Below are 23,584 nucleotides of genomic sequence, written 5' to 3'. Positions count from 1 at the left end.
CCTTTCGCTCGCACCGGGACCGGGCCGCTTCGCTCGGCACCGGGCAAGGCCTAGCTGATGTGCGGGTACTCGGCGGAACGATGCTGAAAGGACAGGATGTTGGGGTTCTGGATGACACCCTGCCGAATCTCGATCGCCTTGCGAATCGTCTCGCTGGCGTCCCAGTCCGCCGGCCCGGCGAGCACCGTCTCGAGATAGGGCAGCAGCGCCTCACTGTTCTCCCAGGTGGCGGAATTCCACAGATAGGACGGACTGTGGTCCACCCCGTAGTAGTGCACCTTGTCGCCGACATCGAACATGGGCGCGTCGAACGAGGTGGGCTTGGCCCAGCTGAAACCCATCCCCTCGTCGCACGAGACGTCGACGATCAATGTGCCTGGCGAAATCGCGGCGAGGTCGTGATCGACCAGGAAGGTTAGCGGTGCGTTGGTGTCCTGCAGAACGCAGTTGACGATGATGTCGTGATCGGCGAGGAATTCCGCCAACGGCACCTCACCGTCTTCCAGGTGCACCTCGCTGCGCCGCGGGTCGGAGTCGTCATGATCGAAGTGCAGCATCCGGGCGGAATGGATCGGGGAGCCGACTGCCGTGACGTCCCGGTTCGTGAGCACATCGACATCGTGCACGCCGTGCGCCTTCAGTGCGGTAACCGCACCCCGGGCCGTGGCGCCGAAACCGATCACCGCCGCACGCAGCCGACGGCCGTAATCTCCGGTCGATCCGGTCAACTGCATGGCGTGAAGCACCGAGCAGTAGCCGGCGAGCTCATTGTTCTTGTGGAAGACATGCAGGCTGAACCAGCCGCCGGCGGTCCAGTGATTCATTGCCTCGAAGGCGATGAGCGTCAGCCGGCGATCGATGGCGTGCTGGGTGAGTTCGGTGTCCTGGACGCAGTGCGGCCAACCCCACAGCACCTGGCCCTCACGAAGTTGCGCGACATCGGCCGCGAGCGGCTTCCCCAGCAGGATGACGTCGCATTCCGCGATCAGGCCTGCGCGGGAACGGAATCCGCCGACGTACGGCGCGAGCTGTTCGTCAGAGAATCCGTACTCTTCTCCGTACCCGGTTTCAAGGAAGATGCGGCTCCGGAGGCGGGGATCGATTCGCTCGAAATGTGCCGGATGAATCGGCAATCGGCGTTCGTTTTTCTTACTTGACCGCGACACGACGCCGAGAGTGAGCGCATTCACTAAAACCCCTTTGGTTACCTCTTGTCTAGCATGGATTCCAGTACGAACCGCATTCGACGTCGAGGCCTCGGACGCATTGGCCGGCGGACGAGGCGAAACGGTCCACTACCTCGGCAAGGTCGTCACAATAAGGCGCACCAACGCCAAGAAAGCGGACCGCTCAGCTGTGCAGCGGACCGCCTCGCGCGCTCAACGCAGCCGCCCCGCGCGCTCAACGCAGCTTGATCGGCCCCAGCTCGTCGATGAACTCGCCCGGGCCGGGATTGCCCTCGGCGCTGCTGCCGCCAAGATAATCTATGACGCCCCACACAGCGTTGAGTCCGGTCGTGACGGCGCCCTCGGCCCAGCCCGCGGTGAACGAGACATCGTCGCCGGCCAGGAAAATACCCTTCCGCTGCTCGTCGATCCCCTGCTGAGCGAAGTGCGTGAACAACCGCTGCTGATACCGGTACTGACCGGGAAGGTTCGCCTTGAAGGCACCCATGAAGTTGGGGTCATCTTCCCACGAGACAGTGATCGGGTCGCCGATGATATGGCTGCGGATGTCGAGCGTGGGATAGATCTGCTTCAGCGAGTGCAGCATCAGGTCGACGCGCTCGTCCGCGCTGAGCGGCAACCATTTCAGCGCATCATCATTCCAGGTGTAGGACAACAGGATTACCGCCGGCCGGTCGTCGCCGTCATCCAGCAGATAGGTCGCCCGGTTCAGCCGGTCGGTCAGCGTCATACTCATCACCGGCCGGCCCGTGGCCGGATCGATGTCCTTCCAGAACGGCCGGTCGACCATGACGAAAGTCTTCGACGACTGCATGTAGTGCGACCGCTCGATCGCTGTCCACATTTCCGGGGCGAACAGCGATTCCTCGGTGTCGATTCTGGTGGACAGCAACCAGGACTGGCAGGTGACGACTGCGGTCGGAAAGCTCTCGGTCCGACCCCACTTTTCGGTGATCTCCAGCTGGCCGTTCTCGTCCCGCCGGATCTTTGCCACAGCTGCGCGCGGCGACTTCCCGTGCAGCGAGGCGAGCGAGGTTCCCTTCGGCCAGTGCACGAGGTCATCCGGTTCGTGATTCCACAAAGCCTCCGGGAGCCGCTGCGCGCCGCCGACGATCCGGCGGTGGCTGTCGTCGGCGTCCGTGTATACCACCCGGAGGATCTCCAGAATGGAGTTGGGGAAATCGGTGTCCCAGCCTCCGGTCCCGAACCCGACCTGGCCGAAGGCCTCGCGATGCGCGAAGCCGGCATCGCGGAACGCCTTGCTCTGGGCGATGAAGCCATAGAACGTCTGCTCATCGAAGTCCTCGAGCAGCGAATTCCAGATCCGCTTGATCTCGGCCGTGTCCCGCGTGCGGATAGCCGCCTGCATTTCGGAGAACTTGGCCTCATCATTGATCGCGGACTTCCATGCCGCGGACACCTCCCGGTAGAACTCCGGCAGGTCTGCCGGCGTCCGGGCGAAATGCGACTGACCTGCCAGCTCGATCACGGTGCTCGGCGTGGCTGCGTCCAGTGGGTTCGGGAATGCAGCAGTCTCCAGGCCGAGCAGGTCGACGTAGTGATAGAAGGCCTTGCCCGACACCGGAAACCGCATCCCGCCCAGATCGGCGACGACATCCGGCGCCGCAGCGAACGACGCGGTTCGCAGTCGCCCGCCGATCTGGTCGGCCTCATAGATCACCGGGCGCAGCCCGAGCTTCATCAGCTCATAGGCAGTCACCAGCCCGGATAGTCCCGCGCCGACCACCGCAACCGGAGTTCCGAGCGCCGACTCCGGCACGCTGCCCAGCCCAGCTGAATCCGCCAGGTAGCTGTCGTAGCTGAACGGGAAGTCCGGGTTCAACATAGTGATCGGCGGCTCGCCGGCATGCGGCTCGGAGAACTCGGTGGCCGAAGTCATGATCGTCCTTAGGTGTCGCTGGTGGATCTGTACAAATTATGGTGCGCCTGGCTGCCCGGCAATGGAACGCCGAACCGCCCGGCGGTTGTTGCTACAGCCGCTGGTCAGCGGTCGATCGGGCAGGCGTTTGGAGAGGTACCGCCGTGAGGGCACGGTACTCCTCATCGCTGAGCGCAGCCACCCGGGAGTGTCGGCGTCCGTAGGCGTAATACAGCCCAACGCCAACGAGCATCCAGAGGCCGAACACGATCCAGGTGGAGGCACCCAGATTCAACATCAGGTAGACGCACATCGCCGCGCCGAGCAGCGGCGTTACCGGGAAGAAGGGCACCCGGTATTGACGCTTGATCTCCGGCTGCTTCCGGCGCAGGTAGATCACGGCGATGTTCACCAGCGCGAAAGCAAACAGGGTGCCGATGCTGGTGGCATCGGCAAGCTCACCGAGCGGGATGACGGCGGCGGTCACGGCGATGGCGATACCGAGGATCAATGTCCCCTGGACGGGCGCGCCGGTCTTGGCGGAGAGCTTCCCGAAAACCTTTGGTACCAGACCGTCACGCGACATGGTGAGCAGAATCCGGGTCTGCCCGTACAACACGGTCAGGACGACGCTCGCGATCGCGATGATGGCGCCGATTGAGAATACGACGGCGACCCACGGCTGCTGGATGCTCTCCCTGACGATCTCGACCAGGGCAGCCTCTGACCCCTGGAACCAGGTCCATTCCCTTGCGCCTACTGCCGCAATAGCCACCAGCACGTAGAGCGAGGTCACGATGACCATCGACAGCAGGATGGCGCGCGGCAGGTCGCGTTGCGGGTTCTTGGCCTCCTCGCCGGCGGTCGACGCCGCGTCGAAGCCGATGTAGGAGAAGAAGACTCGGGATGCCGCGGCGGACATTCCGGCAGCTCCCATCGGGAACAGCGGCTGGAAGTTCCCGGCGCTGAAGGCGGAGAACGCGACGACACAGAAAAAGATCAGAATGACGATCTTGATTACGACCATCACCGTGTTGACCAGGGCGCTTTCCTTAACGCCGCGAACCAGCAGCAGCATCGCGAGCACAACGAGCAGCATCGCCGGGAGGTCGACGATGCCGCCGTCTGCGCCCGGCGCCGCGGTGATCGCGTGTGGCAGCTCGAGGCCAAAGGTCGAGATCGCCTCGTTGATGTACTCGCCGGCGCCGGACGAGACGGCCGCAACGGAAACGCCGTACTCGAGCACGAGGCACCAGCCGCACACCCACGCCATTCCCTCGCCGAGGGTGGCATAGGTATAGGAATAGCTGGAGCCGGAAACCGGAACCAGGCTGGCGAGTTCGGCGTACGAAACCGCGGAAAGCAGCGCGGCGATTCCGGCGATGATAAATGAAATCCAGACAGCCGGACCCGCGTCCGGGATTGCCGTGCCCAGGATGACGAAGATCCCGGTGCCAAGTGTTGCTCCGACGCTGATCATGGTCAGGTGCCACAGTCCGAGGCTTCGGACCAGCTTCCCGCCGTCGGATCCGCCTCCGGCTTCCTCGCTGATCTGCGCTATCGGCTTCCTGCGCAGCAAAGGATGCGTTCCCGGCCGGTCAGTTTTCGTTACTGTCGTCATTGACTTTCCATTCTTCCGGCAAGACTTTTGCTCCGCAGACCACGGTATGGCTCGGCTCGACTTGGCGAGAGTGTGCATTTGGGCCCAAAGCACTATCCTGCAGGTTGAACTGCACTACCGCGGAGGACGTAATGGCCAGCGAACAGCACACCGAAGCCCTCGCCGGAGCCGACCCTGCCACCCCGCTTGGCCTGGTCTCGCTAAAGGCGTTCCTGGCCGAGTTTGCCGATCGGATCTCCGTCGTGCACGAGGTCGGCGACCCGCGTTTTGTGCGCTGGGTCGAGCCCAGCGAACTTGCGGATCCGGCGCCCTATCTGGTTGACGACGAGGTGGTGCTGACCGCCGGGATGCCATTCCTTGAAGGAGGAGCCGGTCCAGCGACGGTGGACCGCTACGTCCGGCGGCTGGTCGGCGCGAATGTCAGCGCGCTCGGCTTTGGGGTCACGCCGTATCACGATGAGCTGCCGGAGCAGCTGATCAGCGCCTGCAAAGAGCACGGCTTGACGCTTTTCCGGATCCCGGCTGATCTGCCCTTCGTAGCTCTTGGCGTCACGTTCTCCCGGCTGCTGGAGTCGGAGAATGCCAGGGCAATTCGGGCGCTCGCCGAGGCGAACCGGCGGATGATGCGTGCGGTTCTCACCGCACGCCCCGAACATGGCTTGCTAAGCGTGCTGACAACTGAAATTCCCTGCTGGGCACGGGTCTACGATGCCAGCGGGCGTCGGCGCGCGGCATCCGGCGAAGGTTTTCTGACCAAAGCACAGCTCCAGCCGATCCTCGACTCGATTCTGGGCGGCGGCGGCCCGAGGATCGAGCTGAAGTTCTTCGATACGCCCGGCGCGCGGACTGTGTACGGCTATCCCCTGCGCAGCCTGCACGACTCCACATTGGGTGTTCTCATCATTGGCGCGGACACGAATCTGTCCCCAGCGCAGAACAACCTGGTCTCGGCCGCGATCGGCCTTCTCGAGCTGCGGGCCCGGCAGCGGATCAGCGGGTCCCTCGCGCCAGGGCAGCTGGCGGCGGCGCTCACACTCGAGCCCGATTGCCTGATCCGCGGCGCGGATTCCGGACAGCCGCTTCGAACGCTCACGCAACGAACCGTGACGCAGAAACCGCTGCTGCGCGACAGTGCTGAGCGGCTGTTCGCCAAGAGCATTTCAGCAGCCTTCGCCTCGAAGGCGAGGGTGGTGCACGGTGAGTGGCGACATCCCCGGCTGCAGAATCCATGCGGCGGCGCGGAAACCACGGCGAGTGAACTGCTGGAGTTACGGCGGCTTTTCGATTCGAAGCTTGTCACAATGACCGACGAGAGGTTCGTCGCCGTGACCCGGCTGGATGTCGACCGAGCCGTTATCTCGGAAGCCGAGGCCCGGGGCTGGCGGCTTATCATCAGCGAGCCTGTCCCGGCGGCCGAGCTGCCTGAGGCGCATCAACGGGCGGCGGCGATCAGCGCGAGCCGCCGCAGCGACACATCGTCCGTGAGCCTGGATGGACTTGCCTGGTCGGTTAGCGGGCTGCTGGGAGATCAGGCCGGTGACATGCTCGCGCGTCGGCTGTTCGCGCCGTTGCAGGATGTCGACCCGGATCGCCGTCGCCTGTTGCTTGACGTGCTGAGAACCTGGCTGGAAGCCAATGGCAATTGGGATGCAACGGCTAAGGCAAGCGGGCTGCACCGGAATAGCGTGCGACGGCATATCGGTTCGATCGGCGAGCTCCTTGAGCTCGACATGAACGACGCGCATGTCAGGATGAATTTGCTGGCCGCGCTCGGGTTCGTCGGAGACTAGGAAAATCTCGCAGTGTCGCGTCCCGGATGTCGATCCGAGGGGAAGCCGTTCGTATAAGGGGTGAAACGTCGGCAAGGAGCCGGGGTTGTCTCAAGGAGGAGAATCCGATGACACAGTATCTGCTGAGCATCTACCAGCCCGATGGAGAGGCGCCGTCCGCGGAGTTCCTGGATCCGATCATGCAGGATGTCGAGGCCGTGAACGCCGAGATCAGAGCCGCTGGCGCCTGGGTTTTCGCCGGAGGATTGCATCCTCCAGCAACGGCAACAGTTGTGCAGCTGAAGGATAAGGAGTTGCTCACCACAGACGGCCCGTACATCGAAGGGAAGGAGCACATCGGCGGGTTCACGGTGATCGAGGCATCCGATCTTGACGCTGCGCTCGAGTGGGGCCGCAAACTTGCCCGGGCGATCACGCTGCCGATCGAGGTCAGGCCGCTGCAGTACGGGTCGTGCGGGTGATCTCAGGCAAACCTGGCGTTCCAAACGGGCAGATCGAACGGGTCTTCCGTGAGGAGTACGGGCGCGCGGTGGCTGTTCTGATCCGCAGCTTCGGCAACATAGATATCGCCGAAGAAGCTGTGCAGGACGCATTCGCCATGGCGGTGCAACGGTGGCCGTCCACGGGCCTGCCGCCAAGCCCGGCCGGGTGGATCATCACCACGGCACGCAATCGGGCGATCGACCGATTGCGCCGGGAGGCATCCCGCGAGGATCGGCAAGCGCAGGCGGCCCTGTTGCATGCTCGCGATGAACCGGCCAAGGAGGGCGCCGTGCACGACGACCGGCTACGGCTGATCTTCACCTGCGCCCACCCGGCATTGTCCACCGGGAGCCAGGTCGCGCTGACGCTCCGGCTTCTTGGTGGTCTCACCACAGCGGAGATCGCCAGCGCCTTCCTGGTTCCCGAGCCGACAATGGCGCAACGACTCGTCCGGGCCAAGGGGAAGATCCGCGACGCGAACATCCCGTACCGGATTCCGAATGAGGCCGAACTTCCGGACCGGCTTCGGGCGGTAACCGCCGTCGTCTACCTCATTTTCAATGAGGGTTACGTCAGGAGTTCGGGCGACGGTCTCGCCAGGGCAGATCTCTGCGTCGAGGCCATCCGGCTCGGGCGACTCCTGGTCGAGCTGATGCCCGACGAACCGGAGACGGCAGGCCTGCTCGGTCTCATGTTGCTCAGTGAGTCCCGCCGGGCGGCTCGCACCTCAAGGGACGGGCAGCTCGTGCTGCTGGCAGACCAGGATCGCACGCGATGGGACCACTCGCTGATCGCGGAAGGCCAGGCACTGGTCCGGCAGTGCCTACGGCGAAACCAGCCCGGCCCCTACCAGATCCAGGCGGCGATCAACGCCGTGCACAGCGACGCGCCGACGGCAGCTGCCACGGACTGGGGCCAGGTTCTTCGGCTGTACGACCAGCTGCTCGCACTCACCCCGAGCCCTGTCGTGGCACTCAACCGCGCGGTCGCCGTCGCAGAGGTCGAAGGTGCAGACGTCGCGCTGAATCTAGTTGACCGCATCGATCTCGGCGATTATCACCTGTTCCACGCCATCCGGGCCGATCTGCTCCGCCGTCTGGGTCGCGACGCCGAAGCACTGTCGGCATATGACTTTGCGATCGACCGATGCCGGAATGCCGTCGAGCGCGAGTTCCTCACCGGCAGCCGGCAGTCGGTCATCGACGCAGGCTGACCCGGTCCTGCCAGTTCCGGTACGTGTCCGGGCGGCTGTTTTCAAGGTAAGGCACGTCACGGCGCTGCGCCTCGATACCGGGCCGGTCGATCTCGCCGAAGACCAACTCACTTTCACCCTGGCTTGCCTCGCCGAGCGCGACGCCGTCCGGCCCCACGACGATGCTGGTTCCGCAAAACTCGTTGTCCGCCTCGATGCCACTGTGGTTGGCATAGACGATGCCGATATGGTTCTCCAGCGCCCGGGACCTGACGAGCAGCCGTGGCACGTCGGTGTACCCCGCGAGCACCGCGGTCGGAACCAGGATCACGTCGGCTCCGCTCCGGGTAGCGGCGCGCGCCACTTCCGGGTGCTCGATGTCGTAGCAAATCGCCAGCGACACCTTCATCCCGTCGATGTCGGCTATCTCTGGCGGCGCATCGGCTGGCGCGAAGTTCGCCTTCTCCTCGTCGCCGAACAGATGAACTTTCGCGTAACGCAGTCGAGGAACACCGTCCCGGTCGACAAGCCGGGCTCCGATCAGCCAGCTCCCGTCATCGCTGACCACGGGGAGACTGTAAACGAGCCCGATTCCGTGCCGGGCGGCGATGGCGTCAATCCGGTCGGACAGGTCGGACAGGTCTGCCGGGCGCAACGCAGCCCGGACTCGGCGCGGCGAATATCCGGTAACGAACAGCTCGGGAGTTACCAGGATCGAGGCGCCGGCATCCGCGGCCCGGCGGGTGGCCGCATCGATCGCGGCGATATTAGCCTCGAGATCGAGCAGCTTTGCATTTGCCTGCATTGCGGCGAACAGCATTGGCCTGCCTTTCGGTCTTCATCGCGCCGGACGCTTCCAACGCTAGAACTTCTGCCTACGTTCTGCCTGGTGCGTTTCGTCGGATCCGAGGGACCAGGAGGGCAAATGGTCCCGGAAATCGCGTCGTTGCGGGCAGGAGGCGAGCGTGCACGTTCGCGTCCTGGCGGTGACATCGCGGTCTGTGCTGATCCAGCTGCCGGCCCCAGCTATTTTGCCGAAGCCCATTCCCAAGCGTTGGCAGATGATGCCAACGCCTGGGCAGCATCCCAGAGAGTCCAATGGCTATGGCGAACGAACCGGCAAGGCGTGAGCCAAACGAATCAGCACAGTAGCGAAGGAGACTTCCGTGGGTTCCAGACGGATCCGGGTGGGTATCGACACCGGCGGGACGTTCACGGATGTCGTGGCCGTCGATGAGGACACCGGCGAACTGGTCACCACCAAAACGCCTTCGACCCCGGCCTACCCGGCGGTCGGCTTCCTGAACGGCGTCGACAAGGTGCTCCAGGCTCTTGGCGAGCGCGGTGACTCGCTCACCGCGGTCAGCCACGGAACCACGGTGGCAACGAACAAACTCCTCGAAGGCAAGGTTGAAGATCTCGGCTTCATCACCACGGAGGGCTATCCCCATGTCCTTGAGATCGCACGGCAATCAGTTCCGGACGGCTACGGAAACTCCTACTTCTGGGTCAAGCCGGACCGGATCGTGCCGGCCGACCGGGTCAAAACCGTACGCGGGCGGCTGAACTTCGAGGGCACCGAGCTTCGGCCGCTGCGCGAAGACGATGTGCGGCATGCCGCCCGGTTCTTCAGATCCGCCGGCATCTCCACGCTCGGAATCTGCCTTATGCATGCCTACGCCAATCCGGACCATGAGCTGCGAGTCCGGCAGATCGTGCTCGAGGAACACCCTGAGGCGACGATCAGCATCTCCAGCGAGGTGCTGCGCGAGTACCGCGAGTACGAGCGCTCGATCACGACCCTGGTCGATGCGTCGGTCAAGCCCAACATCCGCAGCTACGTCAATAACATCGCCGAGCGACTCAGGGACTTCACCTCCGATGGCGGCACTCGTGACGATGGCGGCTCCCACAACGCCGGCGGCTTCCCCCGCGATGCCGGCGGCTCCCACAACGCCGGTGCCACCACCCGCGATGTTCCGTTTTACGTGATGAAGTCGAACGGTGGAGTGCTCTCGGCGCGGGAGGTCGTAAACCAGCCGATCACAACTGTGCTCTCCGGCCCGGCGGCCGGGGCGCTCGGCGCGGGCATGGTGGCAAACGCCGCGGGGATCAGCCACGTGCTGACCTGCGATGGCGGAGGCACATCCACCGACGTCACGGTCGTCGTCAATGGCGAACCCGCGCTGACCACGGAAGGCACGGTCGGCGCATACCCTTCGAAGATCCCGATGATCGATGTCGTCACCGTCGGCGCCGGCGGCGGCTCGATTGCCTGGACCACGCCAGAAGGAACCCTACGGGTCGGCCCGCAGTCCGCCGGCGCCGACCCTGGCCCGATCTGTTACGCCACCGGCGGCATCGAACCGACGATTACCGACGCGATCGTGCTGCTTGGCCGCATCCCGCCGCACCTGCTCGGCGGCGAGATTCCGCTCGACGTGCCTGCCGCCATCCACGGCATTGACAAACTCGCGGAGACGCTCGGCCTTGGCCGCGAAGACTGTGCCACCGGAATCCTTGAGATCTCCGCGTGGAACCAGGCCAACGCCTTGCGCCAAATCACCGTGAAACGCGGCCGTGATGTCCGTGACTTCACCCTGGTGACGTTCGGCGGATCGGGTTCGCTGCTGGCCTGCCGGCTGATCGACATCCTCGGACTGGCCGGCGTGCTCGTGCCGGCCAACCCCGGCAACCTTTCGGCGTTCGGGCTGTTGACCGTCGACGTTCGCAACGATTACGTGCAGACCCACGTCAGCCGACACGATCGCCTGATACCTTCCACGCTGCAGACGATCATCGACTCGCTGACCGCCGAAGCCTCGGTCGCATTGACGGAGGAGGGCTTCGGCAGGGAACTGCATCAATATCAGCGGTCGGCGGATTTGCGCTATCTCGGCCAGGCCTACGAGGTGCGGGTTGCCCTCGGCGATGGGCCGATGGACGCGGCACTGATGAACCAGGCTGCCGATGACTTTCACCGCGCGCACCGGGAACTCTACGGCTACGACTTCCGGGGTGACGACAGCCAGCACGTCGAGTGGGTCAACCTGCGGGTCACCGGCATCGGACCGATTACCCGCCCAAGTCTGACGGCAATCGGTAAGGGCTCAGGTTCCGCGTCGGCAAAATCCGGAACCCGGCAGGCCTACTTCGACGGCTGGGAGGAAGTGCCGCTCTACCAGCGGGAAAAACTCGGGGAAGGTGACGTGGTTGATGGCCCTGCGGTGATTGAGGAGTTCAGCTCAACCGTTCCGATCCATCCCGGCTTCAGCGCGAGAGTGGACAACTACGGAAACCTTCGCATCGTCAGAGGAGCTACGCCATGACCAGCGCTACCGCCGACAATACGACGGTGAACGGCAAGCCGTATCGGCTCTCTCCCATCGATGCCGCCGCGCCTGACCCGGTGCTGGTCGAGATCGTCGCCGGCTTCCTCGCCTCCGTGGAAATGGAGGTGGAGACCGCGATCTCGCGCACCTCCAGGTCGCCGATGATCAGGGACGCCCATGACTTCCGCGCCGGTATCCACGATCGCAATCTGCGCAAACTCACCGGCCGCTCGTATTCCGCTCTGGTGCACCCGATCGCCCGGGACTTCCCACTTGAAACCATGAAACCGGGGGACGTGTTCTTCCATAACGATGTCTACCTCTCCGAGGGAGGCATCGGTCACCTGCCCGACCTGTGCGTCACGGTGCCCGTTTTCGCTACCCGGCCAGGCGAATCGTCGCCGAGCGTCGTGGCATTCGTTCAGGCGTTCGGCCACCACGACGACATCGGCGGCGCGACACCAGGGTCGATGCCGTCCCACGCGACCTCGGTGTTCGAAGAGGGGCTGATGGTCCCGCCGATCAAGTTGTGGGATCAGGGTGTGCCGAACCAGGCGGCGCTGCGGATCATGACCAGGAATTCCCGGATGCCGGATTCACTGGCCGCCGACCTGGATGCCGAATGTTCCGCCTGCCTGATGGGCGCCCGCCGGCTCTCGGAGCTCTTCGAGCGCTACGGCGTGCAAACCGTCGAGACCTGCTTCGACGCCATGATGGACGCCACCACCGCCATCTACCGGCGCGAGATCCTGTCGAAGATCCCGGCGGGCTCCTATGTCTGGGAGGACTACGCCGAACACGATGGGGTGGACGAACCGCGGCTGCACACGCAGCGGATCACGCTGACCAAAACCGGACCCGACGATGCCGGAGGCGAACGGCTCATCCTCGACTTCACCGGCACCGGCCCACAGGCGAAGGGACCGATCAACCACTGCGGCGACTATGCCGACGGCAACTTTCTGGCCAAGTGGCTGGCCCCGATCCTGCGGAACCTCGCTGATACCCCGGAACGGATGGCGGAACTCGACGTCAACGAGGGCATCATCCCGCTGATCGAGATGAGGTTTCCCGAAAAGGGAACCCTGCTGACGCCGGTCTTTCCGGCGCCAACGAACGCACGGACCTTCGTCATCCTGCGTCTGCTCGGCGTACTGGCCGGTGCGGTGGCAAAAGCGGTGGACGGGCGGATGCCGGCGGACCAGGAGACCATCCGCTACACCGGGGTCTACGGAGATGACGTCGACGGCAATCCCTACCTGATGCGCGAGGTGCTTGGCGGCGGTTCCGGCGGCCGGCACTATGCCGACGGCGAAGACACCATCCATGTAGTCCCCGATTCGCGAAACCTGCCGAGCGAATTCACCGAGAGCCGCTTCCCCTTCCTGGTCGAGGCGCTCGACCTGGCCTGCGATTCCGGCGGCGCCGGGCGGTACCGCGGCGGACTCGGCTATGAAAAGCAGATCCGGATGCTGAAGGACGGCCACTTCATGTCGATAGCCGACCGTTCGATCCTGGCCTGCTGGGGGGTGAAGGGCGGTAAGGCTGGCCAGCCCTTCCAGGTCGTGATCGATCCGGGCGGGCCGAACGCACGCGAGGTCGAAGCGCTTTCGGATGACGAGCCGGTCCGGGCTGGAGAAATCATCCGGATCAGGACTACCGGCGGTGGTGGCTGGGGTGATCCGCTGACCAGGCCTTATCCCGAGGTCGCCCGGGACGTTCGCTGGGGGAAGGTCTCGGTGGACGGCGCACGGGATTCCTACGGCGTCATCGTCGGCGGAGACCGGGACGACCCCGTCGTGGACGAAGCGGCGTCCGACCGGCTGCGCACCTCGATGCGGGCTTCGCGCGACGACAACGAACCTTTCTTCGATCGCGGCCCGGGATATCGTCGGCTCTCCGGCGGACGCACCTTCGCCGACTTGGATTTCGTCTAGGAGGCACGCCCTGTCCAATCCTGCAGCCAAGTCCGTCCCCGCTGCGTCCACCGCTTCCTGGTCCCGGCCGCCGCGCATCGCCGTCACGGGTGCCCGGGGGAAGACCGGGCGGGCAGTCATGGCTGCAGTGCGGATGGTTCTGGATCGGATGGAGTTCGGTCAGGCGGACGGCGCAGGCACTCCCGCCACAGATACTCCCCGGACAGCTGCTCCAGGGGCGGCCGAGCCGGTCGCCGAGGTCCGAGGCGTCTCCCGCCCTTACGATTTCGCCGACATCGACAGCGTGTACTTCATTGCACCAAATCTCTGTCCGGACGAGCCCGGCCTGGTCGCGCAGGCACTCACCGCAGCGCGGGACGCAGGCGTACACCGATTCGTCTACCACTCGGTAGCGTGGCCACACTGCCCATCGATGCCGCATCACATGGACAAGGCCGCGAGCGAGGACCTGGTTCGGCGGTCCGGCCTCGATTGGACGATCCTGCAGCCCTGCGCTTACCTGCAGAACTTCTCCAGCGTGCTGAATGGCGAGGCCACATGCATCACGTTGCCATACTCCCCTGCCTCCCGGTTCTCGTTCATTGATCTCGCGGATGTGGCCGAAATCGCTGCCACCGTTCTGCTGGACGATTCGGGGCGGCATCGGTGCGCGAGCTACGAGCTCGGCGGCCCGGAACAGCTCTCCGTCGACGATCTTGCCCGTGCCTGCACTATGACGCACCGGCGACCGGTGGACATCCGGACCAGTACGGTGCAGGAGTGGAATCTGGACCAGGGAACTGGACTCAGTGACGCCGAGAAGGCGAGGCTTGGCCAGATGTTCCGCCACTATGACGTGCACGGGTTCTGTGTCGGCTCCCAGATAACCCAGCATCTACTCGGCCGGGCGCCGGCCACCCTCGCGGACCTGCTTGAGCGGTAGGCGGCGAGAAACTAACACCGAAAAATTGTGGACGCTGTTCACTATTCCTGTAAGCATGGGGGCAGCCCGTATCACCGTCACTTGATTCGAACAGGGGATGTCGTCATGCTCGACCTCGAACCAGCCAGCCGGTCGGTGGCCGCGCTGTTGCCGCAGATCACCCAGGACCAGCTGGACGCCAGGACACCGTGTGAGCGTTATGCCGTGCGCGACCTGCTGGGCCATCTGATCGGGCTGACCACTGCCTTCCGGCTGGCTGCTCGGAAGGAGCAGATGCCTGATGGCGGAGTCGCGCCCGATGAACCCGTTCCGGTCTCGGATGCCGAGGAATGGCAACCGCAGCTGTCGGCCCAACTTTCAGCAGTTGCCGCCGCCTGGCAGGTTCCTGACGCCTGGGACGGGATGGCGGAGGCCGGCGGCGTCACATTGCCCGCCGACATCATGGGCGCGGTCGCGCTCAACGAGCTGGTTGTGCACGGCTGGGATCTTGCCCGTGCCACCGGCCAGCACTTCAACCCCGGTGAGGACCAGGTTCAGGCCTCATTCGATCTACTCTCGCAATCGACAGATCCAGCAGATCGCGAGCCGATCTACGGCCCGGTCATCACGGTCGATGAGTCGGCGCCCCTGCTTGACCGAGTGATCGGCCTGGCCGGGCGCAACCCCAGTTGGGCGCCCTGAACGAAGCTGTCACGAGAGGACCGGGAAATGCTGCAGGGAATCAGTAAGGTCCGGGTCGGGGTCGCAGATCAGGAGCGCGCCAAGCAGTTTTGGCTCGACACAATGCGCTGCGAGCTGGCCCAGGACGCGTCATACGGCGAGGAACGCTGGCTCGAGGTCCGACTGCCGGACGGCGCCGTGCTGATACTCGAACAACGGGACGGCGCTATCCTGCAGGCTCCAGACGGGCAGCCCAATACACCCGTGTTTTTCTACTGCGATGATCTCGATGCGACCTGGCGGCAGTTGACGCAACGTGGCGTCCGCTTCGTGCAGGAGCCGATCGACATGCCATTCGGCCGTTGGTCGCTGTTCGAGGACACCGAAGGTAATCGCTTCCCGCTCACTGCCAGGGCCTGACCCGGGCCTTCTCCCGGTGGCCGTCGACCTCGGTCACCGACGCCCGGCATGGGCACCCGGCTTACAGTGAACGCATGACCGATACGAGCAGCTCACTTCCGGAACGTGCCATCGACTACCTGAATATCGACGCCCAACTCTCCGCTACCGAGCTGGAGCTACGCGACAAGGTGCGCGCCTTCGTCGACGCCCGGATCAAGCCGAACATCAAAGACTGGTACGAACGAGCGGTGTTCCCACGCGACATAGTGCGTGAGCTTGGCGATCTCGGCGTCCTGGGCATGCACCTTTCCGGTTACGGTTGCGCCGGAAGAAGCGCCGTCGAATACGGGCTGGCCTGCCTTGAACTCGAGGCCGGAGACTCCGGCATCCGCACCTTCGTCAGCGTGCAGGGGTCACTTGCGATGAGTGCGCTGCACAAGTTCGGCTCCGAGGAACAAAAACAGCGCTGGCTGCCGCCGATGGCACGCGGTGAGGCGATCGGTTGCTTCGGGCTCACCGAACCGGAAGCCGGCAGCGATCCAGGATCGATGCAGACAAGGGCCCGGCGGGACGGCGAAGGCTGGGTTATCGACGGCGCCAAGCGTTGGATCGGACTTGCGTCGATCGCCGATGTCGCGATCATCTGGGCACGCACGGACGACGGGGTTCGCGGTTTCGTGGTGCCGACCGACACTCCTGGATTCGCGGCAACAAATATCGAAGCAAAGATCTCCATGCGGGCCTCAATTCAGTGCGACGTCACGCTGCAGGACGTCCGGCTTCCTGCCGAGGCAATGCTTCCGGATGCCGCCGGGCTCAGCGGACCGTTCTCCTGTCTGAACGAGGCCAGGTACGGCATCATCTGGGGTGCCATCGGCGCCGCTCGGGACAGCTATGAATCCGCGCTGAGCTACGCACTTGACCGTCACCAATTCGGCAAGCCCATCGCCTCATTCCAGCTGACCCAGCAGAAGCTGGTCACGATGGCGCTCGAAATCCAGAAAAGCATCCTGGTGGCGCTGCACACCGGGCGGATGAAGGATGCCGGCAATCTGCAGCCGGCACAGATCTCCTTCGGCAAGCTGAACAACGTTCGTGAGGCGATCAAGATCGCCCGCGAAGCACGGAGCATTTTCGGCGGGAACGGGGTAACCCTTGACTACTCCCCGCTGCGGCATGCCAGCAATCTGGAAAGTGTGATGACCTACGAAGGCACCAGCGAGGTGCACGAACTCATCATGGGCCAGGCAATCACGGGCATCCCGGCCTTTCGCTGAGCCGGATGGCGGTGCGCTGAGCCAGGTGGCGGCGCGGGATGCGGTGGCGTCGTGCCGGATGGCGGGGCGCATATGGCTCGACCAGAGCGTCGCGCATGCCGTGCGGAGTATACTCAGGAGTACTGGCGTGCCGCCCCTGCTCGGCAGCGTGCGATCTGGACCTCGTCGTTCGTCCCGGTTCCATCCGAACGACCCTGAGGCTCCGATATGCCAAACAGCCACGCGGATCCACATCCGCTGCCAAGGGTCTCGGCCGCGCCCTCCGACCCGTACATTCCGCGCCGGACGTCACCATGAACCGGCAGGCGTACAACCTGGCGCATAAGCGCATTACGGCTCCCGAGGGCGGGCTGCAACGGCTCTGCGCGCCATTTGTGACAGCGCTGCCTATCACGGGTGCCGCAGTTTCTGCCTCCGGGAGCGCAGCACAGCAGTCCACCTTGTGCGCCAGCGATTCATTGGCCGCGCGCCTCGATGAACTGCAGTTCGACCTCGGCGAGGGCCCGAGCCGGGTCGCAATGGCATCGGGACACCCGGTACTTATCCCAGATACTTCGGTGGGGTCGATCGACTGGCCGATGTTCGGGACCGCCGTCCAGGAAACGCCTGCAGCAGCTGTCTTCGCCTTTCCACTCGCTCTCGGCGGCATCAGAATTGGTGTGGTAAGCCTCTACCGCTCGACACCCGGGACACTTGCGGCAAGTCAGATAGCGGATGCCGGCAGCCTGGCCACCGCGGTCGCCTGGCAAGTTCTGCCGGGGCTACTCCTCGCTGAAAGCGGCGAATCGTCGGAGTTCGACGACGTCACGCACTCTCGGCGCGAAGTACATCAGGCTACCGGCATGATCCTGGTTCAACTGGACACCACAGTGGTCAACGCTTTCCTGCTGCTGCAGGCGCACGCGTTTTCCAACGGCCGAACCGTCGACGCGGTTGCTCGCGACGTCGTTCTCCGCCGGATCGATTTCGCCGCCCTGCCGGACTGAGCGCCCTACCGGACTGAGCCCCCCGCGAGACTGACCGCCTTGGCTAACTGACCGCCTTGGCTAACTGACCGCCTTGGCTAACTGAGCGCCTTGGCTGGGTGTGCGCCCGACGACGCCACGTTAAAGTGATGGCATGACCGCGACCACCCGTGAGAGCCGACTCAACGAGACATTCGTCAAGCTTGCAGACACACTGGTGGCCGATTATGACGTCGTGGAGTTGCTGCACACCCTCGTCGAACAGTCCACCGAGCTGCTCGACGCCACCGCCGCCGGGCTGGTGCTGGCCAACAGCAGTGGCGATCTTGAGGTAGTCGCCTCCACCAGCGAACGCAGCAGGTTGGTGGAAGTTCTGCAGCTCGACGCCGGCGAAGGCCCCTGCGTGGAGTGCTTCGTTTCGGGGAAAGTCGTCACCGTGACGAATGTGGGCGATCCTGACTCCCGCTGGCCCCAGTTCCGAGCCGTAGCCCTTGAACAGGGCTACCGCTCAGTGCACGCCGTCCCGCTGCGATTGCGCAACACCGTCATCGGTGCGCTGAATCTCTTTCGCGTCACCGAAGGAAGCCTGGACGCCCGGGACTCCGAGGTTGCACAGGCGTTAGCGGACGTGGCCACGATCGGCATCCTGCAGGAGAGGGCAATCAGCGAAACCTCGATCGTCAACGAACAATTGCAGCGAGCCCTGACCAGCCGGATCCTGATTGAACAGGCAAAGGGCGTCGTCTCGCAGACGGACGGCGTCGATATGGACGAAGCGTTCGCCCGGCTGCGCACACATGCCCGCAGGAACAACCTCCGGCTCCGGGATGTGGCCGAAGGAGTAGTGCAGCGCTCGATCACGGTCTGACAGCCACGCTCTCCGGCCAAACACCCAGCGAAGTCCCAGCCTCGGCAGCGAATCATTCCGGTTCCACGGATATACTCGAGCTAGTTGCCCCAGCCCCCGGTAGCGAATCAATCCGCTTCCAGGGGGACATCATGGTCAGCACATCCCAAACTGAATTGGCCGGAGCGCGGCGACCTTCCGCTCAGGGCCAGAACCAGCAAGTCAGCGACTTCGCAGAACTTACCCATCAGTTGGAATCCGCGGGACTCCTGAGACGCCGTTACGGTTACTACTGGACCAAGCTGTCCGTTATAGTGCTGACCTTTGCGGCTTGCGGACTGCTTTTCGTCTGGATTGGCGACACCTGGTGGCAGATGTTCACCGCCGTGATTTTTGCCGTGGTGCTGACGCAGACGGCGTTCCTAGCTCACGACGCCGCCCACCGGCAGATCTTCAAGTCGAGCAAGTGGAACGACTGGATCAGCCTGATTCTGGGTAACCTCTTCGTCGGACTTAGCTATGCCTGGTGGGAGCACAAGCACGGCAAGCACCACGGCAATCCGAACAAGGCCGGGACTGATCCCGACATCGGCTTCAAGGTACTGGCCTTCACTCCTGAGCAGGAGCAATCCCGTCGCACACCGCTGACCCGGTGGTTGGTCGCGCGCCAGGGCTGGTTCTTCTTCCCGCTTCTTCTGCTGGAGGGCATCTCGCTGCACACCATCGGTATCCGCAGGGTGTTCGGCCGGGGAAAACTGAACCGCCGATGGGTCGAGATCGTGTTTCTCGCCATCCGGCTCGGCGGCTATCTCGCGTTGGTACTCCTGGTGCTTTCACCGGGCAAGGCCGCGGTGTTCCTGGCGATCCAGCTCGGACTGTTCGGACTGTACATGGGAGCGTCCTTCGCCCCGAATCACAAGGGGATGCCGATCGTGCCGAAGAATCTGAAGCTTGACTTCATCCAAAGGCAGGTGCTGATGAGCCGAAATATCCGCGGCAACCGATTCATCGATACCGCGATGGGCGGGCTCAACTACCAGATCGAGCACCATCTGTTCCCGTCGATGCCACGACCCAACCTGCGCAGGGCGCAACCGATCATAGCGGCCTACTGTGCCAAACACGAGGTGCGGTATACCGAGACAACGCTCTGGCACTCCTACGGGATCGTGGTCCGCTATCTCAATCAGGTAGGCCTGCGCGCCCGCGATCCGTTCGACTGTCCGCTCATCGCACAGCGCCGGTCCTTCTAAGTCGCGGCGGTGTAGGCGACTGGAACCGCGGCGGTGTCGGCGACTGGCCACGGTTGGCTCCGGCAGATATTGCCAGTTCATCGGTCATTGTTGGGCACTGTTCACTGTGACAGCGCCTGCGTTCCGGCTCGTAGCTTGGACTTGTGCGAGTCTTAGTGGCCCTGGGCGGCAACGCCATGACATCACCCGACGGGCAGGCGCGTCCGGACGACCAGATCGCGGCCGTCGCCGAGGCTGCGGAAGCAATCGTCAGGCTGATCCAGGCCGGACATCAGGTAGTGATAACCCACGGCAATGGCCCCCAGGTGGGCAATCTGCTGGTGAAGAACGAGATGTGCGCGGATGTCGTTCCGCCGGTTCCGCTCGACTGGTGCGTCGGCTCGACCCAGGCCACGATCGGCCTCATCCTCTCGAACGCGCTCGACACCGTTCTTCATCGCGAGGGGCTGGCCACCCGCCCGGTCACCTTGGTGACCCGTACGCTCGTCGACGAAAACGACCCGGCAATGCTCAAACCGTCAAAACCGATCGGGCGTTACCTGCCGCAAGCCGAAGCCGAGTCGCTTATCGAGCACGGCCAGAACTGGGAAGATCGCGGCGAGCGCGGCTGGCGACGTGTCGTGCCGAGCCCGCAACCGGTGGGGATCCTTGAGGCTGAGTCGATCTCAACGCTTTTGGATGCCGGTCAGTTGGTGATCGCGGCCGGAGGCGGCGGCATCCCGGTCGCCCGCGGCACCGACGGCAGGCTGCACGGCGTGCAGGCTGTTATCGACAAGGACACGGCTGCCGTTGTTCTCGCGCACGGCGTTGACGCCGATGCGCTGATCATCGCGACCGATGTGGAGAACGCAGCCATCGGCTGGGGCACCGAACATGCTCGAAGCGTAGGGCCAACCACGCCGTCAGAACTCGACACATTGGCGGCGGAAGGACATTTTGCTGACGGCTCGATGGGTCCGAAAGTTGCGGCCGTCTCCCAGTTCGTCAAGGACGGCGGAAGGCTTGCCGTGATAACAGAACTGCATCTGATCGATCGCGCCGTTGACGGCGATATCGGCACGGCGGTCCGGCCAGACCCCAACCGGAACTGACCTGAACCACGAAAAGCGATACGGAGGATCATCATGGTGGAACCAATCGAAGTACGGAAGGTTGCCCTCGGCGGCGTGGCCGACGCGTCCGGACTGAGCGAGCTGATCGATGACGGGGTGCTGGAGGCCGACCGGGTCGTCGCCGTGATCGGCAAGACCGAAGGCAATGGCGGAGTCAACGACTACACCCGGATCATCGCCGACCGCGCGTTCCGCGAGGTGCTGCAGGCCAAGGGCAGCCGCAGCGCGGAACAGGTCGGGCAGATCCCCATCGTCTGGTCCGGCGGAACCGACGGCGTGATCAGTCCGCATGCGACGATCTTTGCGACCGTGGATCGGGCTAAGGCACCGCAAACCGACGAGCCGCGGCTGACTGTCGGCTTCGCAATGTCCGAGCAGCTTCTGCCGGAGGAGATCGGCTACGTGCCGATGGTCGAGAAGGTTGCCGCCGCGGTGAAGGCAGCGATGGCGGAGGCCGGAATCACCGACCCTGCGGACGTGCACTACGTGCAGACCAAGACTCCGCTACTGACTATCCACACCATCCGCGATGCCAAATCCCGCGGACACAAGGTATGGACCGAGCACACCCTGGAGTCGATGGATCTTTCCAATGGCACGACGGCTCTCGGCATCGCCTACGCACTTGGGGAGATCGACAAACCCGAAGACGAGGACATCATGGACAGCCGTGAGCTGTTCTCGGCGGTCGCCTCGTGCTCCTCGGGCGTCGAACTCGATCAGGCCCAGATAGTCGTGGTCGGAAATGCCCGCGGTATCGGCGGCCGATACCGGATCGGGCATTCCGTGATGAAAGATGCCCTGGACGCGGACGGGATCTGGAATGCGATCAAGGACGCGGGCCTGGATCTACCCGACCGTCCAGCGACCGGCGACCTCGACGGGCGGCTGGTCAATGTATTCCTCAAGTGTGAAACCAGTCAGGATGGCGCGGTGCGCGGACGGCGCAACGCAATGCTCGACGACTCCGATGTGCACTGGCATCGGCAGATCAAGGCGGCGGTCGGAGGAGTTGCCGCCGCTGTCACGGGCGACCCGGCTGTATTCGTTTCGGTCTCCGCCGCGCATCAGGGCCCGGAGGGTGGCGGCCCGGTCGCGGCAATCGTCGACCTCGGCGAGGAACCGACGGGGTACAACTACCAGGGCTGAGACCTTCCGGGCCGGGTACTCACGCTTGACCTACCGGCGCATCACGACTGAGCGGCCGGCCGCATCACAGCTGAGATACCCAGTCCAAGACACGCAAGAGGCCCGGTGATCGACGGATTGTCGTCGGCCACCGGGCCTTCTGGGCGGGGCTTTCAGTGAGTCGCAGACCGAGCGCCTACCGCTGTCTGCAGGCTCAGCGGTTTGCCGACTCTCTGCTTGCCGACTCTCTGGCCGGGTCGCCGTTCAGGCTGGCAATCGAGTTGGATGGCGTGGCGCCATCCTTCCAGCGCAGCAAGCCACCAATACCTTCCGGCAGCCGGACCTGCCCGGGCTGAATGGTCCGGATGTCGGCGTCGGTGAGTATGGCGGTGCGCAGCAGCTCCTCGATTGAGTCCGGCTCCTCGCCCTCGACCAATACGAGGGTTTCGACTTGTCCGCGCTTCAGCGCCTCCTGCGTCTCCTGCGCTCCGCTCACCACGTCGCCGTCCCGGGCCTGTTCCTCTTTGAGTTTCCCGACCAGTTCCTGCCCCTTGCGCTCGACGAACTGGTCGACCGCCGTCGCGACCGCGGCCGCAAACGACGGCTTGTCCCCGTTGTCACCCCGACTTCCGCCGGGAACACAGACGATCCGCGTCTTCGTATCCTGGTTGACCGCCTCTTTCAGCAGGTTCTCCGCCCGGATGTCTCCGCTCAGTAGCACCATATCGGGGCGGTATCGGGAGACGAGCTTGTCCAGGCGCGCGGCGACGGCGTCCGCGTTCCGCTCCCAGGAATCCTCCACCCGCGCCTCGAACTTGTGGCCCCTCCAGCCGCTACGCGGTTTGTGCACCTCGTCGTGGCCGCCCTCAACGACCGAGTCGTCACCCAGTCCGTCCTTGCTGCCGATCAGATGCGGGTCCTCAGGTGCGCGGAGCTTGAAATCGGCGCCATAACGATCGACTTCAACAATGATGTACGACACTGCCTTGGCCGCGATCCGCATGATTGGCAGCAGCTGCGGGTGATCCGACCACGCTGCCACATCCTGGCGCGGCGGCAGCGGGATTACCCGTTCGATCTGCAACCGGTCCTTGGTAGCTATGAATGCCTGCCCGTGCCGGCCGCCCATCCCGGACGGCTGCCTGACCAGATCCTCAATGTCGTCCAGCATCCCCTTCGGCGCGCCGGCGCGGGTCGCCTCGGCCTTCAGATGTGCCCAGCGCGCATCAATCTCGGCGGCAAGCGCGGGGTCGGTGCGAGTGGTGTCTAAGTAGATCGAAAGGAACGGACCATTGGTGGTAAGAACATCTTTAAGCCAAGGAAATTTCATCGGCACACCTCACTTCTTCGTGACGGCGTCCGAAGGCCGAACGCCGTCCGGTCTGTAGTCCAACTCACTCTTGCACGTAAGTTATGCCTGCACAATAGCGACAGCGATAGCTGCCGCTCCCCCGTCCGCCGCATCACTGGCAGCGAGCCGATCTCAAGCTTGTGCGCTACCCGAAACCGGTGACGGAACGCGCTCGTAGACACTCGCGTCCCGCCCGGAAGTAAGCGACATGCCGGCTGCCCAACCCCCGGCATGAATCGCAATTTA

Annotated in this window: 19 protein-coding genes; 14 read left to right on the top strand and 5 right to left on the bottom strand. The window is 64.2% G+C overall.

Annotation, left to right across the window (positions count from 1 at the left end; translation table 11 throughout):
- Nucleotides 1–50: 50 nt before the first annotated feature.
- The 3 genes from LWF01_RS00950 to LWF01_RS00940 all read right to left on the bottom strand — a co-directional run bounded on the left by LWF01_RS00950 (nt 51) and on the right by LWF01_RS00940 (nt 4,687).
- Nucleotides 51–1,190 (bottom strand): N(5)-(carboxyethyl)ornithine synthase, encoded by a 1,140-nt coding sequence (locus LWF01_RS00950; protein ID WP_349639166.1) that lies wholly within the window; start codon nt 1,188–1,190, stop codon nt 51–53.
- Nucleotides 1,191–1,401: 211 nt separating this feature from the next.
- Nucleotides 1,402–3,087: a flavin monoamine oxidase family protein gene (locus LWF01_RS00945; protein WP_349639165.1), complete on the bottom strand. Its 1,686-nt coding sequence runs from the start codon at nt 3,085–3,087 to the stop codon at nt 1,402–1,404.
- A 91-nt stretch (nt 3,088–3,178) separates the two neighbouring features.
- Nucleotides 3,179–4,687, bottom strand: a complete 1,509-nt coding sequence (locus LWF01_RS00940) for an amino acid permease (RefSeq protein WP_349639164.1) — start codon at nt 4,685–4,687, stop codon at nt 3,179–3,181.
- Nucleotides 4,688–4,818: 131 nt separating this feature from the next.
- On the opposite strand from LWF01_RS00940, the gene LWF01_RS00935 reads away from it, so the two are divergent.
- The 3 genes from LWF01_RS00935 to LWF01_RS00925 all read left to right on the top strand — a co-directional run bounded on the left by LWF01_RS00935 (nt 4,819) and on the right by LWF01_RS00925 (nt 8,173).
- Nucleotides 4,819–6,477: a PucR family transcriptional regulator gene (locus tag LWF01_RS00935; protein WP_349639163.1), complete on the top strand. Its 1,659-nt coding sequence runs from the start codon at nt 4,819–4,821 to the stop codon at nt 6,475–6,477.
- A 107-nt stretch (nt 6,478–6,584) separates the two neighbouring features.
- The gene (locus LWF01_RS00930; RefSeq protein ID WP_349639162.1) at nt 6,585–6,938 is read left to right on the top strand and encodes a YciI family protein; all 354 of its coding nucleotides are present in this window, start codon (nt 6,585–6,587) and stop codon (nt 6,936–6,938) included.
- On the top strand, nt 6,929–8,173 hold the full coding sequence (locus LWF01_RS00925; RefSeq protein WP_349639161.1) for an RNA polymerase sigma factor: 1,245 nt from the start codon (nt 6,929–6,931) through the stop codon (nt 8,171–8,173). Before LWF01_RS00930 ends, LWF01_RS00925 begins: the two co-directional genes overlap by 10 nt.
- Here LWF01_RS00925 and LWF01_RS00920 read toward each other — a convergent pair.
- Entirely contained in the window at nt 8,157–8,972 is an 816-nt protein-coding gene (locus tag LWF01_RS00920; protein ID WP_349639160.1) for a nitrilase-related carbon-nitrogen hydrolase, read from the bottom strand. The genes LWF01_RS00925 and LWF01_RS00920 overlap by 17 nt on opposite strands.
- A gap of 346 nt (nt 8,973–9,318) precedes the next feature.
- Here LWF01_RS00920 and LWF01_RS00915 point away from each other — a divergent pair, with 346 nt between their 5' ends.
- The 11 genes from LWF01_RS00915 to bar all read left to right on the top strand — a co-directional run bounded on the left by LWF01_RS00915 (nt 9,319) and on the right by bar (nt 22,008).
- Complete coding sequence (locus tag LWF01_RS00915; protein WP_349639159.1) at nt 9,319–11,481, top strand: hydantoinase/oxoprolinase family protein; 2,163 nt, start codon at nt 9,319–9,321, stop codon at nt 11,479–11,481.
- Nucleotides 11,478–13,421 carry a hydantoinase B/oxoprolinase family protein gene (locus LWF01_RS00910; RefSeq protein WP_349639158.1) on the top strand — a complete coding sequence of 648 codons (1,944 nt, stop codon included), beginning with the start codon at nt 11,478–11,480 and terminating at the stop codon, nt 13,419–13,421. Before LWF01_RS00915 ends, LWF01_RS00910 begins: the two co-directional genes overlap by 4 nt.
- Nucleotides 13,422–13,539: 118 nt before the next feature.
- The gene (locus LWF01_RS00905) at nt 13,540–14,343 is read left to right on the top strand and encodes an SDR family oxidoreductase (RefSeq protein ID WP_349639157.1); all 804 of its coding nucleotides are present in this window, start codon (nt 13,540–13,542) and stop codon (nt 14,341–14,343) included.
- An 81-nt stretch (nt 14,344–14,424) separates the two neighbouring features.
- Nucleotides 14,425–15,024, top strand: coding sequence for a TIGR03086 family metal-binding protein (locus LWF01_RS00900; RefSeq protein ID WP_349639156.1), 600 nt, complete (start codon nt 14,425–14,427; stop codon nt 15,022–15,024).
- A 27-nt stretch (nt 15,025–15,051) separates the two neighbouring features.
- On the top strand, nt 15,052–15,423 hold the full coding sequence (locus LWF01_RS00895) for a VOC family protein (RefSeq protein WP_349639155.1): 372 nt from the start codon (nt 15,052–15,054) through the stop codon (nt 15,421–15,423).
- 74 nt (nt 15,424–15,497) lie between these two features.
- Entirely contained in the window at nt 15,498–16,682 is a 1,185-nt protein-coding gene (locus tag LWF01_RS00890) for an acyl-CoA dehydrogenase family protein (RefSeq protein ID WP_349639154.1), read from the top strand.
- Between the two features lie 293 nt (nt 16,683–16,975).
- Nucleotides 16,976–17,668: a GAF and ANTAR domain-containing protein gene (locus LWF01_RS00885; protein WP_349639153.1), complete on the top strand. Its 693-nt coding sequence runs from the start codon at nt 16,976–16,978 to the stop codon at nt 17,666–17,668.
- Nucleotides 17,669–17,801: 133 nt separating this feature from the next.
- Nucleotides 17,802–18,515 carry a GAF and ANTAR domain-containing protein gene (locus LWF01_RS00880; protein ID WP_349639152.1) on the top strand — a complete coding sequence of 238 codons (714 nt, stop codon included), beginning with the start codon at nt 17,802–17,804 and terminating at the stop codon, nt 18,513–18,515.
- A gap of 131 nt (nt 18,516–18,646) precedes the next feature.
- On the top strand, nt 18,647–19,747 hold the full coding sequence (locus tag LWF01_RS00875) for a fatty acid desaturase family protein (RefSeq protein ID WP_349639151.1): 1,101 nt from the start codon (nt 18,647–18,649) through the stop codon (nt 19,745–19,747).
- 143 nt (nt 19,748–19,890) lie between these two features.
- Complete coding sequence (locus LWF01_RS00870; RefSeq protein WP_349639150.1) at nt 19,891–20,838, top strand: carbamate kinase; 948 nt, start codon at nt 19,891–19,893, stop codon at nt 20,836–20,838.
- A gap of 33 nt (nt 20,839–20,871) precedes the next feature.
- On the top strand, nt 20,872–22,008 hold the full coding sequence (bar, locus tag LWF01_RS00865; protein ID WP_349639149.1) for a barbiturase: 1,137 nt from the start codon (nt 20,872–20,874) through the stop codon (nt 22,006–22,008).
- A gap of 193 nt (nt 22,009–22,201) precedes the next feature.
- On the opposite strand, the gene LWF01_RS00860 is transcribed toward bar, so the two are convergent.
- Nucleotides 22,202–23,317 (bottom strand): baeRF2 domain-containing protein, encoded by a 1,116-nt coding sequence (locus LWF01_RS00860; protein WP_349639148.1) that lies wholly within the window; start codon nt 23,315–23,317, stop codon nt 22,202–22,204.
- Nucleotides 23,318–23,584: the final 267 nt, after the last annotated feature.

Source organism: Saxibacter everestensis (genome assembly GCF_025787225.1).
Lineage (GTDB): Bacteria > Actinomycetota > Actinomycetes > Actinomycetales > Brevibacteriaceae > Saxibacter > Saxibacter everestensis.
Note: the sequence above shows the minus strand (reverse complement) of the source record. Positions and strands in the feature narration are given on the sequence as shown.

Bases quoted from the DNA above. Each gene is read 5' to 3' on its own strand.
- LWF01_RS00945 (WP_349639165.1), bottom strand. From the start codon at position 3,087: ATGACTTCGGCCACCGAGTTCTCCGAGCCGCATGCCGGCGAGCCGCCG.
- LWF01_RS00940 (WP_349639164.1), bottom strand. From the start codon at position 4,687: ATGACGACAGTAACGAAAACTGACCGGCCGGGAACGCATCCTTTGCTG.
- LWF01_RS00935 (WP_349639163.1), top strand. From the start codon at position 4,819: ATGGCCAGCGAACAGCACACCGAAGCCCTCGCCGGAGCCGACCCTGCC.
- LWF01_RS00930 (WP_349639162.1), top strand. From the start codon at position 6,585: ATGACACAGTATCTGCTGAGCATCTACCAGCCCGATGGAGAGGCGCCG.
- LWF01_RS00920 (WP_349639160.1), bottom strand. From the start codon at position 8,972: ATGCTGTTCGCCGCAATGCAGGCAAATGCAAAGCTGCTCGATCTCGAG.
- LWF01_RS00910 (WP_349639158.1), top strand. From the start codon at position 11,478: ATGACCAGCGCTACCGCCGACAATACGACGGTGAACGGCAAGCCGTAT.
- LWF01_RS00905 (WP_349639157.1), top strand. From the start codon at position 13,540: ATGGCTGCAGTGCGGATGGTTCTGGATCGGATGGAGTTCGGTCAGGCG.
- LWF01_RS00895 (WP_349639155.1), top strand. From the start codon at position 15,052: ATGCTGCAGGGAATCAGTAAGGTCCGGGTCGGGGTCGCAGATCAGGAG.
- LWF01_RS00890 (WP_349639154.1), top strand. From the start codon at position 15,498: ATGACCGATACGAGCAGCTCACTTCCGGAACGTGCCATCGACTACCTG.
- LWF01_RS00885 (WP_349639153.1), top strand. From the start codon at position 16,976: ATGAACCGGCAGGCGTACAACCTGGCGCATAAGCGCATTACGGCTCCC.
- LWF01_RS00880 (WP_349639152.1), top strand. From the start codon at position 17,802: ATGACCGCGACCACCCGTGAGAGCCGACTCAACGAGACATTCGTCAAG.
- LWF01_RS00875 (WP_349639151.1), top strand. From the start codon at position 18,647: ATGGTCAGCACATCCCAAACTGAATTGGCCGGAGCGCGGCGACCTTCC.
- bar (WP_349639149.1), top strand. From the start codon at position 20,872: ATGGTGGAACCAATCGAAGTACGGAAGGTTGCCCTCGGCGGCGTGGCC.
- LWF01_RS00860 (WP_349639148.1), bottom strand. From the start codon at position 23,317: ATGAAATTTCCTTGGCTTAAAGATGTTCTTACCACCAATGGTCCGTTC.